General features: G+C 60.2%; 18 protein-coding genes and 1 pseudogene. 7 read left to right on the top strand and 12 right to left on the bottom strand.

Annotated elements, in window-relative coordinates; translation table 11 throughout:
- Nucleotides 1-100: 100 nt before the first annotated feature.
- From NXC14_RS12605 to NXC14_RS12620, 4 genes are all read left to right on the top strand, one after another.
- Nucleotides 101-919 carry a methyltransferase domain-containing protein gene (locus tag NXC14_RS12605; RefSeq protein ID WP_085778422.1) on the top strand — a complete coding sequence of 273 codons (819 nt, stop codon included), beginning with the start codon at nt 101-103 and terminating at the stop codon, nt 917-919.
- A gap of 102 nt (nt 920-1,021) precedes the next feature.
- On the top strand, nt 1,022-1,708 hold the full coding sequence (locus NXC14_RS12610; RefSeq protein WP_085778423.1) for a glutathione S-transferase family protein: 687 nt from the start codon (nt 1,022-1,024) through the stop codon (nt 1,706-1,708).
- Entirely contained in the window at nt 1,705-2,046 is a 342-nt protein-coding gene (locus NXC14_RS12615; protein ID WP_085778424.1) for a metalloregulator ArsR/SmtB family transcription factor, read from the top strand. The genes NXC14_RS12610 and NXC14_RS12615 overlap by 4 nt, the downstream gene beginning before the upstream one ends.
- Nucleotides 2,043-2,519 (top strand): SRPBCC family protein, encoded by a 477-nt coding sequence (locus NXC14_RS12620; protein WP_085778425.1) that lies wholly within the window; start codon nt 2,043-2,045, stop codon nt 2,517-2,519. The genes NXC14_RS12615 and NXC14_RS12620 overlap by 4 nt, the downstream gene beginning before the upstream one ends.
- A 17-nt stretch (nt 2,520-2,536) precedes the next feature.
- Here the strand turns inward: NXC14_RS12620 and NXC14_RS12625 are convergent, their stop codons facing one another.
- The 6 genes from NXC14_RS12625 to NXC14_RS12650 all read right to left on the bottom strand — a co-directional run bounded on the left by NXC14_RS12625 (nt 2,537) and on the right by NXC14_RS12650 (nt 6,680).
- Nucleotides 2,537-2,992, bottom strand: coding sequence for a DUF1801 domain-containing protein (locus tag NXC14_RS12625; RefSeq protein WP_085778426.1), 456 nt, complete (start codon nt 2,990-2,992; stop codon nt 2,537-2,539).
- A gap of 34 nt (nt 2,993-3,026) precedes the next feature.
- Nucleotides 3,027-3,494: a DUF1801 domain-containing protein gene (locus NXC14_RS12630; protein WP_085780096.1), complete on the bottom strand. Its 468-nt coding sequence runs from the start codon at nt 3,492-3,494 to the stop codon at nt 3,027-3,029.
- A 269-nt stretch (nt 3,495-3,763) separates the two neighbouring features.
- On the bottom strand, nt 3,764-4,174 hold the full coding sequence (locus NXC14_RS12635; RefSeq protein ID WP_085778427.1) for an SRPBCC domain-containing protein: 411 nt from the start codon (nt 4,172-4,174) through the stop codon (nt 3,764-3,766).
- On the bottom strand, nt 4,171-4,494 hold the full coding sequence (locus tag NXC14_RS12640; RefSeq protein WP_085778428.1) for a metalloregulator ArsR/SmtB family transcription factor: 324 nt from the start codon (nt 4,492-4,494) through the stop codon (nt 4,171-4,173). Before NXC14_RS12640 ends, NXC14_RS12635 begins: the two co-directional genes overlap by 4 nt.
- A 265-nt stretch (nt 4,495-4,759) precedes the next feature.
- Nucleotides 4,760-5,935: an FMNH2-dependent alkanesulfonate monooxygenase gene (ssuD, locus tag NXC14_RS12645; RefSeq protein ID WP_085778429.1), complete on the bottom strand. Its 1,176-nt coding sequence runs from the start codon at nt 5,933-5,935 to the stop codon at nt 4,760-4,762.
- A gap of 373 nt (nt 5,936-6,308) precedes the next feature.
- Nucleotides 6,309-6,680 (bottom strand): hypothetical protein, encoded by a 372-nt coding sequence (locus NXC14_RS12650; protein WP_085778430.1) that lies wholly within the window; start codon nt 6,678-6,680, stop codon nt 6,309-6,311.
- 164 nt (nt 6,681-6,844) lie between these two features.
- Here NXC14_RS12650 and NXC14_RS12655 point away from each other — a divergent pair, with 164 nt between their 5' ends.
- Together NXC14_RS12655 and NXC14_RS12660 are read left to right on the top strand one after the other, a co-directional pair.
- Nucleotides 6,845-7,714: an NAD(P)-dependent oxidoreductase gene (locus tag NXC14_RS12655; RefSeq protein ID WP_085778431.1), complete on the top strand. Its 870-nt coding sequence runs from the start codon at nt 6,845-6,847 to the stop codon at nt 7,712-7,714.
- Nucleotides 7,711-8,394: a DNA alkylation repair protein gene (locus tag NXC14_RS12660; protein ID WP_085778432.1), complete on the top strand. Its 684-nt coding sequence runs from the start codon at nt 7,711-7,713 to the stop codon at nt 8,392-8,394. The genes NXC14_RS12655 and NXC14_RS12660 overlap by 4 nt, the downstream gene beginning before the upstream one ends.
- A gap of 22 nt (nt 8,395-8,416) precedes the next feature.
- On the opposite strand, the pseudogene NXC14_RS12665 reads toward NXC14_RS12660, so the two are convergent.
- From NXC14_RS12665 to NXC14_RS12690, 5 genes and pseudogenes are all read right to left on the bottom strand, one after another.
- Nucleotides 8,417-8,998: pseudogene (locus tag NXC14_RS12665) on the bottom strand (LysR substrate-binding domain-containing protein).
- Nucleotides 8,999-9,389: 391 nt separating this feature from the next.
- Entirely contained in the window at nt 9,390-10,397 is a 1,008-nt protein-coding gene (locus NXC14_RS12670; RefSeq protein WP_085778433.1) for a porin, read from the bottom strand.
- Nucleotides 10,398-11,087: 690 nt separating this feature from the next.
- The gene (locus tag NXC14_RS12680) at nt 11,088-11,576 is read right to left on the bottom strand and encodes an Lrp/AsnC family transcriptional regulator (RefSeq protein WP_004678404.1); all 489 of its coding nucleotides are present in this window, start codon (nt 11,574-11,576) and stop codon (nt 11,088-11,090) included.
- A gap of 69 nt (nt 11,577-11,645) precedes the next feature.
- Nucleotides 11,646-12,278 (bottom strand): uracil-DNA glycosylase family protein, encoded by a 633-nt coding sequence (locus NXC14_RS12685; protein WP_085778434.1) that lies wholly within the window; start codon nt 12,276-12,278, stop codon nt 11,646-11,648.
- Between the two features lie 4 nt (nt 12,279-12,282).
- Complete coding sequence (locus NXC14_RS12690) at nt 12,283-12,840, bottom strand: thermonuclease family protein (protein WP_085778435.1); 558 nt, start codon at nt 12,838-12,840, stop codon at nt 12,283-12,285.
- 106 nt (nt 12,841-12,946) lie between these two features.
- On the opposite strand from NXC14_RS12690, the gene NXC14_RS12695 reads away from it, so the two are divergent.
- A complete protein-coding gene (locus NXC14_RS12695; RefSeq protein ID WP_085778436.1) occupies nt 12,947-14,482 on the top strand; it encodes a HAMP domain-containing sensor histidine kinase in 1,536 nt (511 codons plus the stop codon).
- Between the two features lie 15 nt (nt 14,483-14,497).
- Here NXC14_RS12695 and NXC14_RS12700 read toward each other — a convergent pair whose 3' ends face one another.
- Nucleotides 14,498-14,887: a diacylglycerol kinase gene (locus NXC14_RS12700; protein ID WP_085778437.1), complete on the bottom strand. Its 390-nt coding sequence runs from the start codon at nt 14,885-14,887 to the stop codon at nt 14,498-14,500.
- Nucleotides 14,888-14,925: the final 38 nt, after the last annotated feature.

Raw genomic sequence — 14,925 nt, forward strand, 5'->3', positions numbered from 1 at the left:
TCGTCTTCTTTTCGGCCATTCTGCGCCTGTAGCCGCGCCATTGCAAAACATCGAAAGCCGCCGTAGAGCCATGCCTGAAAACAGAAGGACATGGACCGCGATGGCAAAGAAGATCAACGAAGAAGCCCTTGCCGAGGCCTACAACCGCGCACTGGCGCTGGAGAAATCCGGTGATGTCGACGCGGCGGTGGCGGCCTACCAGGACGTTTTGGCGATCGATCCCGAGGATCACGGCGGAGCCGCCGTGCGCATCGCCGCGATGGGCCGCGGCGAAATCCCGGTCAAGGCTCCTGACGCCTATGTCGAAACGCTGTTCGATCAGCATGCCGAGGTGTTCGAGGACGTACTCGTCGAGCAACTCGGCTATCACGTGCCGATGCTGGTGCGCCAGCGCCTGCAGGCATTGAAGCTCGGCCCGTTCAAGCGGCTGCTCGATCTCGGCTGCGGCACCGGTCTCACCGGCGGTGCGCTGCGCGACCTGTGCGAGGACATGACCGGCATCGACATATCGGAGAAGATGGTCGAGATCGCGCATGAAAAAGATCTTTACGAGACGCTATTCGTCGCCGAGGTCGAGGATTTCCTCGACGACAACGACGAGGAGGCGTTCGACCTCATCACCGCCACAGACGTGCTCCCCTATCTCGGTGCGCTCGAACCGCTCTTCTTCGGCGCCGCCGAAAACCTGATGCCGGGCGGTCTGTTCATCTTCTCCTCCGAAACCCTGCCCGAAGAGACGCTTGCCGGCCGCGCCTACATGGTCGGGCCGCATCAGCGCTTCGCCCATGCCGATACCTATGTCAGGGAACGTCTGACGGCGACCGGTTTCGAACTCGTCGAGGTATCAGAGATCAACGTCCGCATGGAAGACGGTCAGCCGACACCGGGCCACCTGGTGATCGCTCGATACATCGGCTGAGGGAATAGTCGCACGACTAGCGAAGTATGTATTGCGCGGCGCTTTCGGACCTGATACTTAGTCATTCGGTAAAGTTTTCTACCGGATAAGAAAGGTCGCCGCATGTCGCTCGTGCTCTATGGGCATCCGCTCGCCTCCTTCTGCCACAAGGTGCTGATCGCGCTTTATGAAAACACGACTCCGTTCGAAAATCGCCTCGTCGATCTGTCCGACGAGGCTTCGCGCGCCGATCTCTTCCGCTTCTGGCCAATCGGCAAGATGCCTCTGTTGAGGGACGAGGCGCGCGACAGCACCATTCCCGAAACCACGATCATCATCGAATATCTCGACCATTACTATCCCGGCCCCGTGCGCCTGCTGCCGCTGGAGATCGATCGGGCGCTGCAGGTCCGCCTCTGGGACCGCTTCTTCGACCAATATGTCCAGGTGCCGATGCAGACCCTCGTCAGCCATCGCCGGCGTCCAGAGGGCACGGCAGACGAAATAGAGATGGCCGCCTGCAAAGCGACGCTCACCACTGCCTATGCGATGATCGAAAAGCAGCTGGGCGAAAGCCCTTGGATAACAGGCGATGCCTTCACCATGGCTGATTGCGCTGCAGCCCCGGCCCTCTTCTATGCCGAGACGCTGGTCCCGTTCTCACAGGAGCAGCCGAAACTTGGCGCCTATTACAACAGGCTGCTGGCGCGCCCGTCCTTCGCCAGGGCGCTGGAAGAGGCCCGCCCTTATTTCAAGTTCTATCCCTATCAGGACAGGCTGCCCGCCCGCTTTCGGGATGCGGCGGAATGATCGAAAACCAGGCGGATCTAGACCGCATGTTCCACGCGCTTTCCGACCGCAGCCGCCGCGGGATGATCGACCGCCTCGGCCGCGGCCCGGCCTCGGTCACCGAACTGGCCGCACCGCTCGCCGTCGCCCTGCCGACGGTGATGAAACATCTGCAGGTGTTGGAGGAGAGCGGCCTCGTGCTGTCCGAAAAATCCGGCCGGGTGCGAACCTATCGCCTGCAGCAGGATGCGCTCGCCGCTATCGAGCGCTGGGTGGAACAGCGAAAGACCCGCTGGAACGCCGCCTTTGACAGGTTGGATCAATTTCTCGCCGATGAGCCGGAGACCCTCCCCGAATGACGACACGCTCTGCCGAACATACCACCTTCGTCATCGAGCGCCGCCTGAAGGCGCCCGTCGCCCGGGTCTTTCGCGCCTGGTCGACGCCGGAGTCGAAGCGGCAATGGTTTGCCTGCCACGGCGAATGGGTGCCGCTGGAATATGCGCTCGATTTCAGGCCGGGCGGCACAGAGAGGAACTATACCGCCGACACCGATGGGCTTCTGCACGCCTATGACGCCCACTACATCGATATCGTGCCGGATACCCGCATCATCTATGCCTATGAGATGAAGCTCGGCCAAACCCGCATCTCAGCCTCGCTCGTCACCGTCGCCTTCAACGTCGAACCCAGCGGCACCAGAATGGTCTTCACCGAGCAAGTGGTTTTCCTCGACGGCTACGCCGACAACGGCGCTCGCCTTCAGGGCACCGAGATCGGCCTCGGCAATCTCGAGCTCTTTCTCGAACGCAAGGCATGCCCAATTCACTAACGCGGCCGGATGACCCGTCACGCGCTGCTTGATTTCTTCCGCGAGCCGGCCGCGCGCACCGACGTATTCAGCGCTGCCGCGGCTCGAATGAGCGCCTTCAGCGCCTCCTCGTCGATCTCGTCGCCTTCATGAAAGTCGATGGCGCGCCGGGTGTTCCCGTCGAGGCTGGAGTTGAAAAGCCCGTTCGGATCCTCAAGCGAGGCTCCTTTTGCGAAGGTAAGCTTGACCACGCTCTTATAGGTCTCACCGGTGCAGATGATGCCGGCGCGCTCCCACACCGGAACCCCTCGCCACTTCCATTCCTCGACCACCTCGGGTTCGGCCTGCTTGATGAGCGCGCGGACCCGCGCGAGCATGTCGCCGCGCCAATCCTTGAGCTCCTCGATCCTCGCATCAATCAGTTGAGAGGGAGAGGCTTGCCCGTTCCCTTCCTTGGAATCCGTCTTCTTCATGGTTGCCGTGGCCTCCTTCATCTTTGTCGTTCTCCCGTCGCCGCGCATCAAAACCTCACATCCGTTCGTCGGGCAACCGGCTCGCCTGCTCTACCCAGGAGGCGACTTGCGCCTCGTCGAAGGGATCGTCCTTGCGGATATCGAGGTAACGCACCTCTTTCTGCTTGGACTCGCCTGGCGGCAGAGGATGCAGCGACGCGCCCTTGAAGAAGGCCACCTTGACATAGCTGGCGTAGCAATGGACGCCGAGGAACCAACCCTGCCCTTCCATGCCGTAAAAGGGCGAGTTCCACTTGACCGCCTTGCAGACGCCGGGCACGGTTCTGGTGATCAGCGCATCGAGGCGACGCCCGATCTCATTTTTCCAGTCCGGCATGGCGGCGATGTAGGCTTGTACGGGCGCATCGCCGTAACCCTTGGGGATTTGCGGGTTGCCGCCCGACAGAAGCTTCGGCGCCGCCCCCGCCGGTTTGGCGGTCTTTTTCGTGACCTTCTCCGCGCCTTTCGACGTTCTGCCCGTCATAGATTTCCTCCTAACCGCCGATGCCTCCGTGTCGCGGCATATGGCAGCACGAACAAGGGTTAGACCGGCAACGGGAAGCAGCCCGGGCGGCAGCAGCGCCAAGAGCCCAATCCAGACCGCCGACTCCTCCTGCACCATGGCGATGATATTGGCGATGGCGACCAGCGTAAAGGCAACGGACAGCCAACGGTGGACCTGCCGAAACCAGTTGTTCAAGTTCAATGAAGCTCCTCGAAATCAGCGCGACGGCCCGCCCGCTTGGCGATGGATCAGTCAATCCGCGCCAACACCTGCTCCAGTTTGTCGAAGAATTGCGGCCACCCGCTCCTGGCGCCGCCATAGGCCTGCCGCTGATCCGCCCGGAAACCCGACTGCTCCATGCGCAGATGCGTACCCGCGCCCGTGGATGTGAGCGTCCAGGTCACGACGGTTTCGAGGCCATAGGCGCCCCAGCTGTAAGCGAGGGTCTTGTGGGGCTCGACTTCCAGAACGCGGCATTCGACCGCACCCCAATCGGCGTTGAAGTTAAAGCGATGGTCGACGACCGGCTTGAAGTCGCTTTTCATCAACCACTCCTGAATCAGGTGCGGCTGGGTCAGCGCCCGCCAGATCTTTTCCGCCGGAAAAGGCATCTCCCGCTCGATGACGACGGAACGTGCTTCGGTCGATATGTCTGTCATTGATCCATCCTCTTCAACAAATCTTCGAGGGCATTGAAGCGGCTTTGCCAGAAGCCGGCCATCTCGCTCGTCCAGTTGACGAGCGGCGCAAGCGCGCCGAGCTGCGCGCTGTAATGCGTCTGCCGCCCCTCATGACGGTCGCGCACCAGGCCGGCTTTCTTCAGCAGCCCAAGATGTTTCGAAACGACCGGCTGCGAGACCCCGGCCTGCGCCGTCAACGCTCCGACCGTCTTCTCCCCTTCCCGGCACAGCCGCTCGAAAAGCGCGCGCCGGGTAGGATCCGCAAGCGTCCTGAAGAGCACGTCCTGAGCGTTCGACATGAAGACACATACCTGTACAGCTATGAATTAACATATAGCCATCGAGATATACGTATGTCAAGCGACATAGAAAGCGACAAATGGATTGGAAAAGACTGGGGCCAGCCCGCGAGCATACAACAATCGAAAAGCCACGAACACATCCAGCATAGCCCATCGACTATGTATAATTGCGACTCGCCAGCCTGAAGGGCAACCGACATGCGGAAAAACGCCGGAAACCGCTGACGGCTTCCAGCGATACATGCTCTGCATCTTTTTGAATTCAGGAGCCTGAGACGACTTTCAGGTTGCCGCCATGGCTGCCGCCGGCGAATATCTGCTTGCGGCCGAATTCATTGTTGAATGCCAGACGCTGCTGCTCGCGAGTAATGCCGAGCTCGGGGAAGAGCAGCTCGGCCACACGATAGGCCTCTTCGAGATGCGGGTAGCCGGAGCCGATCACTGTGTCGATGCCAAGTCCCTGATATTCGCGCAGGCGGGCAGCCACCGTCTTCGGAGAGCCGACAAGCGCGGTGCCTGCGCCGGCGCGCACCAAGCCGACGCCGGCCCATAGGTTCGGCGAGACCTCAAGCTTGTCGCGGCGGCCGCCGTGAAGAGCGGCCATACGCTTCTGTCCGACTGAATCGGATTCGTGGACAAAGCGCTCCTGCGCCTCGCGGATCGTTTCGTCGTCGAGATGACGGATCAGCCGCTCGGCCGCCTCCCATGCCTCCTCGTCCGTTTCCCGCACGATGAAATGCAGGCGGATGCCGAAGGTCACCTCGCGGCCACGATCAGCAGCCGCCTTGCGCACCTTGGTGACCTTCTCGGCCACCTGCGCCGGCGGTTCGCCCCAGGTCAGGTACTTGTCGACGCGGCCGACCGAGAAATCGATGCCGGCATCCGACGAGCCGCCGAAATAAAGCGGCGGGCGCGGGTTCTGCACCGAGGGAAAGCCGAGGCGCGCATTGGTCGCCTTGATGTATTTGCCGTCGAAGCTCGCCGTCCCCTTGTCCAGCAGCTCTTCGAACACAGTAAAGAACTCCTCGGCATGGGCGTAGCGCTCGTCATGCTCGAGATGGATGCCGTCGCCGGCAAGCTCCGCCGGGCTGCCGCCCACGACGATGTTGAGCAGCAGGCGGCCGTTGGAAATGCGGTCGAGCGTTGTCGCAAGACGCGCATAATAGGCAGGCGATGCCGTGCCCGGGCGGATCGCCACCAGGAACTGCAACTTCTCGGTCTTTGCCGCCAGTGCGGCTGCCGTCACAAAGGATTCCTCGCACGCAACCCCGGTCGGCAACAGCACGCCAGAATAGCCCAGCCGGTCTACGGCCTGCGCGATCTGGGTGAGATAGCCGATCTCCGGCGCCCGGTTGAGGTCGGAAGAGCCGAGATAAGTGCCGTCGCCCGATGTAGGGATGAACCAGAGAAAATTGATGGGATCAGAGGTGGCGGTCATGAAAACGGTCCTTTACTGCGAAATTCGAAGATCAGCTCGCGCGGTGAGCCTGGCATGGCTGCACACCGCCGCCATGCGAATGCTCGGAAGGGCCGCGGTGGCGGTGCGAAAATGGTCCGGGCGCCTGTCTACGCTTGAGCATTTGAATGTCCTGTCGGTCGACGGCGGTTATCACGCTCCGTTCCAGAGCCGGCCCCCAATTCGCACAAATACTGACATAGACTACAGATTATATCGATAATACGAGTTTGCCATTGTTGCGCCGTTCGCGGAATATTTTTTCGCGTTTGACGTGGTGAGGGCTCTTCCCATGCCGCCTTCGGTAAACTCGCCCGGAATCGCGATCAGGCGGAGTTCCTCGCGCTCTGCCTCGCTACTTCTCTCGACGTTCGGCAGCCAATTGCTCGCGAATGAAGCCGGGCCCGCCGGCAAGACGTTTCGCAAGCAGGCTCGCCGGATCGACCATGCGCCAATATGGCGTCACCGTCGAAAGCGGTTCGCCCTTCTCCAGCGCGCCGAAGGATAATTCGGCGATCGCACGCAAATGCCGCTGCACCGTCACCGGACAGCAGGCATCCGCTCCGTACTGGGCCGCGAGCCGGCGGCGCAGGACGCCGGCCTCAGTAAGAACACCTTCAGGCGCCAATCGAATCTGATCTTCGATCATCTGCCGCGACGGAATAAGCATCGCCTGGGTGCCGCTGCGGCCCTTGCGACGTGGCTCGATCGTTGGAACTTCGTTCATGTCACCCCTCGGGAAACGTTATTCGTCGTTCCCATCTAGGGCTCGGCTGAATGGAGACCAGCCTCATATGCGCCAACCGGAAGGAAGTCCGTCTTCACGGCTTTTCTGCTTGCGCCGTTTCGGTTAATCCTCAAGGCCTCTCACTCAGGATAAGGATAGGACATATGGCTAAAGTCGCGTTCATCGGTCTCGGCGTCATGGGCTTCCCCATGGCCGGTCATTTGAAAACGAAGGGCGGCCACGATGTCACCGTCTACAATCGCACAGCCGAGAAAGCCGCTGCCTGGGCCGAGAAATTCTCCGGCAAATCCGCGCCCACACCGGCAGAGGCTGCGGCTGGCGCCGACTTCGTCTTCGTTTGCGTCGGCAATGACGACGATCTCCGTTCGGTGACCTCGGGTGAGAACGGGGCTCTGCACGGCATGAAGCCGGGTTCCGTGCTGATCGATAATACCACCGCCAGCGCCGAAGTCGCCCGCGAGCTTTATGCCGCGGCAAAGGAAAAGGGTGTGGATTTTATCGACGCTCCAGTCTCCGGCGGCCAGGCCGGCGCCGAAAACGGAGTGCTGACCGTCATGTGCGGCGGCGATGAAGCCGTCTTCGAGAGAGCCCGGCCGGTGATCGACGCCTATGCGCGCATGGTCGGCCACCTGGGGCCGGCCGGTTCCGGACAGCTTACCAAGATGGTCAACCAGATCTGCATCGCTGGCCTCGTCCAGGGGCTTTCTGAAGCGCTGCACTTCGGCAAGCGCGCCGGCCTCGATATTGAAAAGGTCGTCGAGGTAATCTCGAAAGGCGCGGCCGGCTCCTGGCAGATGGAAAACCGCCACAAGACCATGAATGCCGGCAAATATAATTTCGGCTTCGCAGTCGACTGGATGCGGAAAGATCTTGGCATCGTGCTCGCCGAAGCGCGCAGCAACGGCGCCAAGCTGCCGGTCACCGCCCTCGTCGACCAGTTCTACGGCGACGTGCAGGCAATGGGCGGCAATCGCTGGGACACCTCCTCGCTGCTCGCCCGGCTTGAGAAATGATCGGTCCCTCCTCCGATCCGGCTGAATTGATCGCGCATCTCGAAACGCTGCGCTCGGAGGAGAATGCCGCCGGAATGGCGCGATTCGGCATCGTCACCGACCGCGCCCTCGGAATTTCCAATCCTGATATCAGGGCAGTCGCCAGATTGGCGAAGAGGAATCACCTCAGGGCAATGCAGCTCTGGCGAAGCAATATCCGCGAGGCTCGACTGCTCGCTCTCTATACCGCCGAGCCGAAGCGGCTGACGCTAGAAGAGGCAAGAAACTGGGCTCATGATTTCGACTCCTGGGAAATCGTCGACTGCTCTGCCGATCTCTTCGTCGAGGCGGGCCTGGACGAGCTCATTCCGGAATTCGCTGCCGAAGAGCGCGAATTTGTCCGTCGCGCCGCTTTTGCAATGATCGCTGGCGCCGCCGTCCATCGAAAGGGCGAGATCGATATGGCCATCCTTTCCTGGCTGCCGCTGATCGAGGCGCATTCCGGCGATTCCCGCAGCTTCGTTCGCAAGGCGGTCAGTTGGGCACTGCGCAGCATCGGAAAGCGCAATCGCACCTGCCATGGGCCGGCGCTGGGGTTGGCGAAGCTGCTGGCTGAACGTCCAGATAAAACCGCCCGCTGGATCGGCAGGGATGCGGTCAGGGAGCTGAGCGGTGAAAAGCTGTTGGCGCGGCTGAAATAGCGCTGAGGATTTCGCCTCGTCGTCAATGGGGCCTGGATTTTTCCACCAGAAAGTCGATCAGCACTCTGACTGCCGGGGACATGGCCTTGGCCGTCGTGAAGACGATATAAAACTGGCTTTCCTCCGACTGCCATTCGGCAGCACCCGCACCAGCCTGCCGGCCTGCAGATTCACCTCGCACGCGCTTTCGAGCAGAAGCTCGAAGCCGAGGCCGGCGCAGGCGGCATCGTGAATTGTCGTCATTCGGACCGATGAGTTCCCAACTATGGAACGACACCCACGGGGTCATCGCCAGCGTCGGAAGCTCGGCGAGCTCGTCGACGCAATTTAAACCGCCGATACGTTCGATGAGCGACGGACTTTCTCGGTGACGATCGATTTGGCGCGATCGGCCTCCTGCAGAATGGTCTGGCATCTTTCGTAAAAAGCTCGATCTCTGTCACCCGGAAGTGACGGGTCGAACGCTCTATCAGCAGTGCGCCAAGCCCGTCCTCGAGGCGACTGACCCGCTTTGAGCGCGGTATTTTCAGATTGCGACTGGCAGAAGCAAAACCACCGCTGGAAACGACGGCTGCAAAATATCAAAGTTGCTGAGATCATCCATGCGAACAAGCCGAGAGTATGAATGAATGCCGCCCCGAAAGGGTTGTATCTCTCTCTCCAGCAAAGCTGTAATCACATTGTCGGCATTGGATTCTTCTTTCCACGAACCGTCGCGGCAAAGCCAACCAATGCCCAATGTCAACCCAAACTCTCTTGAGAATAAGAATGGCCTCAATCAAGGCCTGCAGGATGCCGACGTGCGATACACAATATGCCGGTTCGGCTTACCTGGATAGTGCTCCGAAATGCAGCCACGAGAGCGCGTGTCAAAAACACTGCAAGGACGGTCCGGCAGGGAAGACCGGACCCGTCCCCGTAGCTGGAGGTCACTCGGATCAGAAACTGATTTTAAGCGTCCCCGGCCCGAAGACCGGGGACACTCACCAATTGGATTAGAACGAACGCTGCAGGCGGAAGTAGCCCGTCGTGGAGTCGTCAGCGTCTTCCGGATCGAGGTACTGAACCGAAGCCTTGGCGTAGAAGTTGTCAACGATCTGGTAATCAACCGTCAGACCGACCTTCCAGGCATCGCCGTCGCTGAAGTCGTCGCCAGCAACGTAGTAGTCGCCGTAGTACTGGACGCCAGGAGTGATCTTGAGCTTGTCGGTTGCCTTGATAGCGTATTCGGCAGCGACAGCCCATTCAGCTGCGGAGTAGTAGGAGTTCGGGCCGGAAGAGTACACGGCTGCGAGGCCGAGCGTGCCGGGGCCGATGTCAACCGTGCCCATTGCACGGATAGCGCCGTCTTCGTTGTCGAAGTCCCAACCGCCGGTGAGCTGGTAGCTAAAGGCGCCAGCCTTGCCGCCGAGACCGAAGGCAACGCCTACGTTGTTCGGGCCTTCGCCAGACTTGTAGAAGCCGTCTTCCAGTTCGTCGACGCTGAGACCAGCGTAGAAGTCGCCGCTTTCGTACTGATAACGGATGGAGTTGTGCAGCGTTACGATCGAGCCGATGTCGTCGGTTTCACCCGAGAGACCATCGTCCCACCAGCTGTAGAACAGACCGGCGCGGAAGCCCGCGACGTCGAGGTAAGCGGAGTCGAGCTTGGCTTCCTGGTCGGTGGCATTGTCAGCATTGAACTGCATGACGATGACGCCGGTCAGCGGACCATATTCGGTGTCGCTCTTGGCGGTGAACTGAACCTGACCGCGGGTGACTGCATCCCAGTCAGAGTCGCCGCCGACGTCTTCGCCAACGTTAACCTGGAAACGGATGTAGCCTTCGATCTTGAGGCAGGTTTCGGTGCCCGGGATGTAGAAGTAGCCGGTGCCGTAAGCGTCGCAGACGCGAACATATTCAACCGGTTCCGGCTCAGCAGCAACAATAGCGTCAGCAGCAAGAACCGGCGTCGATGCAGCAAATGCTGCTGCTGATGCGAGCAAAACCATTCTGATGTTCATTTACCAATCCATTCCTTTGTCGATCGGGGCTGACGTCTCATCGGGTAGTCAATTTGAAGCCGGCCCAGTTTGAACAGCCATCTCGGCGTGCGGATCGATCGAACCGCCGAACCGTCATCACACAGAAGGCGCATTCAAGCAATTCTCAATATATCCGAGAGGGGTTCGCTGGAGCAACTTTCGCCAGCAACGTGATTTTTATACAACAATTCAAATAATTAGATGACAAACGCACAAAACGGCCCCGCAATGGAAACCTCCATCGCAAGCCGCAAACGCTATGCCGCATTCTCAAATCTCCATCGTTCGACCCCGCCGAACACAATGGTGAAGCACATCAAACTCTACCGCCAACTAATGAACCTATACAAGGTAGCGGTGTAGAAAATGGTGTTCTGATTTCGATACCAATGAGTCAAAATGATGACAGGATGCTCATTGATGCCACACATCATAGCTGCGCAATCGTTACCAGGCTATATATTTTTCTAGCATTTTGGTGAAACTGAAGCGTTTTCTCGCGATTTTTCCGGCTTTCTTTTGCAGCTAGAGCCACATTCTTCGAAAGCCGCTTCCAGGCGCCGCATTCCTGCGTGCGGGCGAATCGCCTCAGAGACCGGGGTTCCGGGGCGAATCCCACGCGGTATATGCGACTGCCGGCCAGCGGTCGGTCGCAACCTATTGGCGACTTCAATCTTCGTTGGATTTGGCGTTCTCAAGAATCATGTAGTCGAGCGGCAGCTGCGTCGAATACTTGATCTGCTCCATCGCAAAGGCGGAGGAGACGTCGCGAATCTCGATCTTGGCGATCATCCGCTTATAAAAGGCGTCGTAGGCGGCGATATCGGGCACGACGACTCGCAGGAGATAGTCGACATCGCCGCTCATTCGATAGAATTCGACCACTTCGGGGAATTCGGCGACCACCTCGGAAAAGCGGCGCAGCCACTCGATTGAATGAGTCGCCGTGCGAATCGATACGAAAACCGTGACCTTGGTGTTGACCTTCTCCGGATCGAGGATGGCGACCCGACGCTTGATGACGCCATCTTCCTCCATTTTCTGAATGCGTCGCCAGCAGGGCGTCGTCGAAAGCCCCACCTTCTTGGCGAGGTCAGCAACGGCAAGGGTCGAATCTTCTTGCAGCAGACGCAGTATTTTTCGGTCGAGGCGGTCCATGCGCACGTCAGTCCTTTCGAATTATTTTCTTTGTATAACCCGATTCCGCGCGAGGAAAAGAATTTTGTTTCAGGAAAGCAGCATTTTCACCCGCTCCTGCAACACAGGAAGCAATTCTTGCTCGAACCAGGAATTGCGTTTCAGCCAGCCGCTGTTGCGCCAGCTCGGATGCGGCAGCGGCAGCACCGCCGGGGACCGGCCGGACACGAGGCTGTCACGCCAAGCCCGCACGGTCTCCGTCATATTGCCTCGTCTCTCGTCAGCCACATGCCAAACCTGCGCATATTGGCCGACGGCCAGCACCAGCTCGATCTGCGGCATTGCCGCGATCGCCCTTTGCCGCCAGACCGGAGCGCATTCGCGGCGGGGCGGCAGGTCCGCGCCCTTGTCGTCGTAGCCAGGAAAGCAGAAGCCCATCGGCACGATGGCGAATCGGCTGCGGTCGTAAAAGCTTGCTCTGTCGACGCCGAGCCATGACCGCAGCCGGTCGCCCGATGCATCGTCAAACGGCAGACCGCTCTCATGCACCCGAAGGCCGGGCGCCTGCCCCGCGATCAGGATGCGTGCACGCGAAGAGATCACCGCCACCGGCCGCGGCTCGTGCGGCAGTCGGTGCTGAGGTCCGCTTGCCGGGGCGTCGCGACAGACGCGACAGGCGGCAATTTCCCGCCGCAGAGTTTCCAGCTTGGCTTCATCGGTCATCACCTTACTCCCATCCGACGATCCGCCTGAGGAAGCGCAGCGCGTCGCCGTAACCGGATTCGTGACGGGCATGATCGCGCACATCGCGCGGCCGCTCGAAAGTCCCGGCCCACAGCCCCGCCTTCGCTCCCCTCGCCTCGGCCTCCTCCTTACCGTAGCCACCATAGGAAACGGCCATGCCTCGGCGCACCATGCCGGCATTGATGTCGCCGCCCGTCCCGCTTCGGCAGACGACAAGCAGCCTATCGTAGCGGTCGCGCCGATCGCCCTGGCAAAGCGTTTCCGATGCCAGAACCATCTCCTGCAACACCTCCCGCGCCACGCGCCCGCAAGCCCAGGCCTTTCCCGCCCGTTCACAGCTTTGGTTGAGCTCCGGCGCGTCAATGCCTTCGAGGCGGAAGCGCTCCCCGCCCAATGTCAGACTGTCGCCATCGGCAGCATGAAAGGCGCCTGCACGCTTGATTGTTGCTCGATCGTTGATCTTGGCGGCAATCAGCGCCAGGAGCACCAGCAGGACAAAAGCGGTCACGCCGTCACGAATCAGGCGCAGGCCACGTGTCACGCTTTCGCCTCCTTAAAAAACAAATCCTTGGCAAAGATGGCAAACATCTTCTTAAGAATTGCCGGTTAAGCTCTTATCCACCCAGGGGTGAAGTTTCAACGTGCACATGAGTACCGGCGTAAGCACATCGACCGACAAGATTATCGTCGACAGGTCGCGCAGCCACCGCAACAAGGCCGTTTCCAAGGCTGTGCGGCAGACGCGCGAGCGCCTGCAGTCCGGTCATGCGTCTAATTCCGCCTTCGACCGTGACGTACTCAAGATGTATATAGCGTCGATGATGCAGGGCGCGACGATCATGCCGCTCTTCGTCGTCATCATCACCGCCCTCGGCGTCTATTTCACTCAAGATACCCAATTGCTCTTCTGGGCGCTGCTGACGCTCACCTGTCATACCTGCAACATCCTGCTCGCCCGGCGCGCGCGCCGACAGGAGATCACCTCCGAGAGCGCCCGCAAATGGCGCCGCCTGCTGCTCGCCGGCCAATTCCTGGTCGGCTGCTGCTGGGCCGTCTTTGCGCTGCAGGGGTGCGACACCTGCGAGCCGTCGAGCTTCATTCTCTACAAGGGCGCAACATTGCTGATTGCGCTTTCCGTCACCGCGATGTCGAACTTCATGCTGACGCCAGCCGTGCTGGTGGCCTTCGCGCCGACGGTCCTGGCGCTTGGCGCCAAGAGCAGCCTGTCACGCGACCTCCTCGAAATCAGCCTGACCGGGCTCTTCACCACCACGCTCGTCTTCTTCAACTATATCAGCGACCGGCTCTTCAAATCGAACCTCAGGATCCTCTCCTACCAGTCGGAGAAGGACGACCTAATCGCCGAGCTGGAAGTGGCGAAATCGATGTCTGATGAGGCGCGCCGCCGCGCCGAAGAGGCAAACCTCGCCAAGTCCCGCTTCCTTGCCTCGATGTCGCACGAACTCAGGACGCCGCTCAACGCCATTCTCGGCTTCTCCGAAGTGATGTCGGCCGAAGTCATGGGACCACTCGCCAATCCGACCTACAAGGAATATGCTGGCGATATCCATCGCTCCGGCCAGCATCTGCTCGATCTCATCAACGAAATCCTCGACCTGTCCCGTATCGAGGCCGGCAAATACGAACTAAGCGAGGAAGCGATCTCGCTGCTCGATATCACCGAGGATTGCATCGGCATGGTGCAGCTGCGCGCCCGCGCCAAGAACATTGCCATTTCGGATCAATTCGAACGGCAGTTGCCGGCTATCTGGGCGGACGAGAAGTCGATGCGCCAGGTGGTGCTCAACCTCCTCTCCAATGCCGTCAAATTCACGCCGCAGGGAGGTGAAATCCACGTCAAGGTCGGCTGGACGGCCGGCGGCGGACAATACATCTCGATCAAGGACAACGGCCCCGGCATTCCGGAAGAAGAGATTCCCGTCGTCCTCTCGGCCTTCGGCCAGGGTTCGATCGCCATCAAGAGCGCCGAACAGGGCACCGGCCTCGGCCTGCCGATCGTCCAGGCGATCCTTGCCAAGCATGACGGACAGTTCCTGCTGAAATCGAAGCTGCGTGAAGGCACGGAGGTTATCGCCATCCTGCCGGCCAAGCGCGTGCTCCAGAGCCTGCCGGCCGTCGAAGAGGCTCAGGCAGTCGCGCGCAAGCGTAAGAGTTTTGCCTGATTCAGCTCGGGAATGTCACGCGGCGCCGAAGAAGAGGTGCTTGACGATGACGAAGCCGAGATAAAGAGAGCAGGCGGCGATCATGCAGGTCACCGCAAAGGAGCCGAGATCTTTAGCATGTTTGCCGACAATCGAAATCTCCGGCGAAATCCTGTCGATCACCTCTTCGACGGCGGTATTCATGGCTTCCATCGAAAAAAGCCCGAGAAACAACAGCGCCGCGACGACAATCTCGCCGATGCTCGCCCCTACCAGCGCCAGCGCTGCCATTGAAATGACGAAGAAGCCGAGTTCCTGGCGGAAGGCCGCTTCTTTCAGCACGCGCAGAAAGCCTGCCCAGGAATAGCTGGCGGCGGCGATGAAATGCCCAAGCCCGGTCTCTTTCGTCACCGCAGGCTTCGTCAAGACGCCCCCTCCTCTTCCCGTTGCACCACGGTGCGGGG

The organism is Rhizobium sp. NXC14 (genome assembly GCF_002117485.1).
Classification (GTDB): domain Bacteria; phylum Pseudomonadota; class Alphaproteobacteria; order Rhizobiales; family Rhizobiaceae; genus Rhizobium.

Coding starts and splice junctions, on each gene's coding strand:
- NXC14_RS12605 (WP_085778422.1), top strand. CDS start 101: ATGGCAAAGAAGATCAACGAAGAAGCCCTTGCCGAGGCCTACAACCGC.
- NXC14_RS12610 (WP_085778423.1), top strand. CDS start 1,022: ATGTCGCTCGTGCTCTATGGGCATCCGCTCGCCTCCTTCTGCCACAAG.
- NXC14_RS12615 (WP_085778424.1), top strand. CDS start 1,705: ATGATCGAAAACCAGGCGGATCTAGACCGCATGTTCCACGCGCTTTCC.
- NXC14_RS12620 (WP_085778425.1), top strand. CDS start 2,043: ATGACGACACGCTCTGCCGAACATACCACCTTCGTCATCGAGCGCCGC.
- NXC14_RS12625 (WP_085778426.1), bottom strand. CDS start 2,992: ATGAAGGAGGCCACGGCAACCATGAAGAAGACGGATTCCAAGGAAGGG.
- NXC14_RS12630 (WP_085780096.1), bottom strand. CDS start 3,494: ATGACGGGCAGAACGTCGAAAGGCGCGGAGAAGGTCACGAAAAAGACC.
- NXC14_RS12635 (WP_085778427.1), bottom strand. CDS start 4,174: ATGACAGACATATCGACCGAAGCACGTTCCGTCGTCATCGAGCGGGAG.
- NXC14_RS12640 (WP_085778428.1), bottom strand. CDS start 4,494: ATGTCGAACGCTCAGGACGTGCTCTTCAGGACGCTTGCGGATCCTACC.
- ssuD (WP_085778429.1), bottom strand. CDS start 5,935: ATGACCGCCACCTCTGATCCCATCAATTTTCTCTGGTTCATCCCTACA.
- NXC14_RS12650 (WP_085778430.1), bottom strand. CDS start 6,680: ATGAACGAAGTTCCAACGATCGAGCCACGTCGCAAGGGCCGCAGCGGC.
- NXC14_RS12655 (WP_085778431.1), top strand. CDS start 6,845: ATGGCTAAAGTCGCGTTCATCGGTCTCGGCGTCATGGGCTTCCCCATG.
- NXC14_RS12660 (WP_085778432.1), top strand. CDS start 7,711: ATGATCGGTCCCTCCTCCGATCCGGCTGAATTGATCGCGCATCTCGAA.
- NXC14_RS12670 (WP_085778433.1), bottom strand. CDS start 10,397: ATGAACATCAGAATGGTTTTGCTCGCATCAGCAGCAGCATTTGCTGCA.
- NXC14_RS12680 (WP_004678404.1), bottom strand. CDS start 11,576: ATGGACCGCCTCGACCGAAAAATACTGCGTCTGCTGCAAGAAGATTCG.
- NXC14_RS12685 (WP_085778434.1), bottom strand. CDS start 12,278: ATGACCGATGAAGCCAAGCTGGAAACTCTGCGGCGGGAAATTGCCGCC.
- NXC14_RS12695 (WP_085778436.1), top strand. CDS start 12,947: ATGAGTACCGGCGTAAGCACATCGACCGACAAGATTATCGTCGACAGG.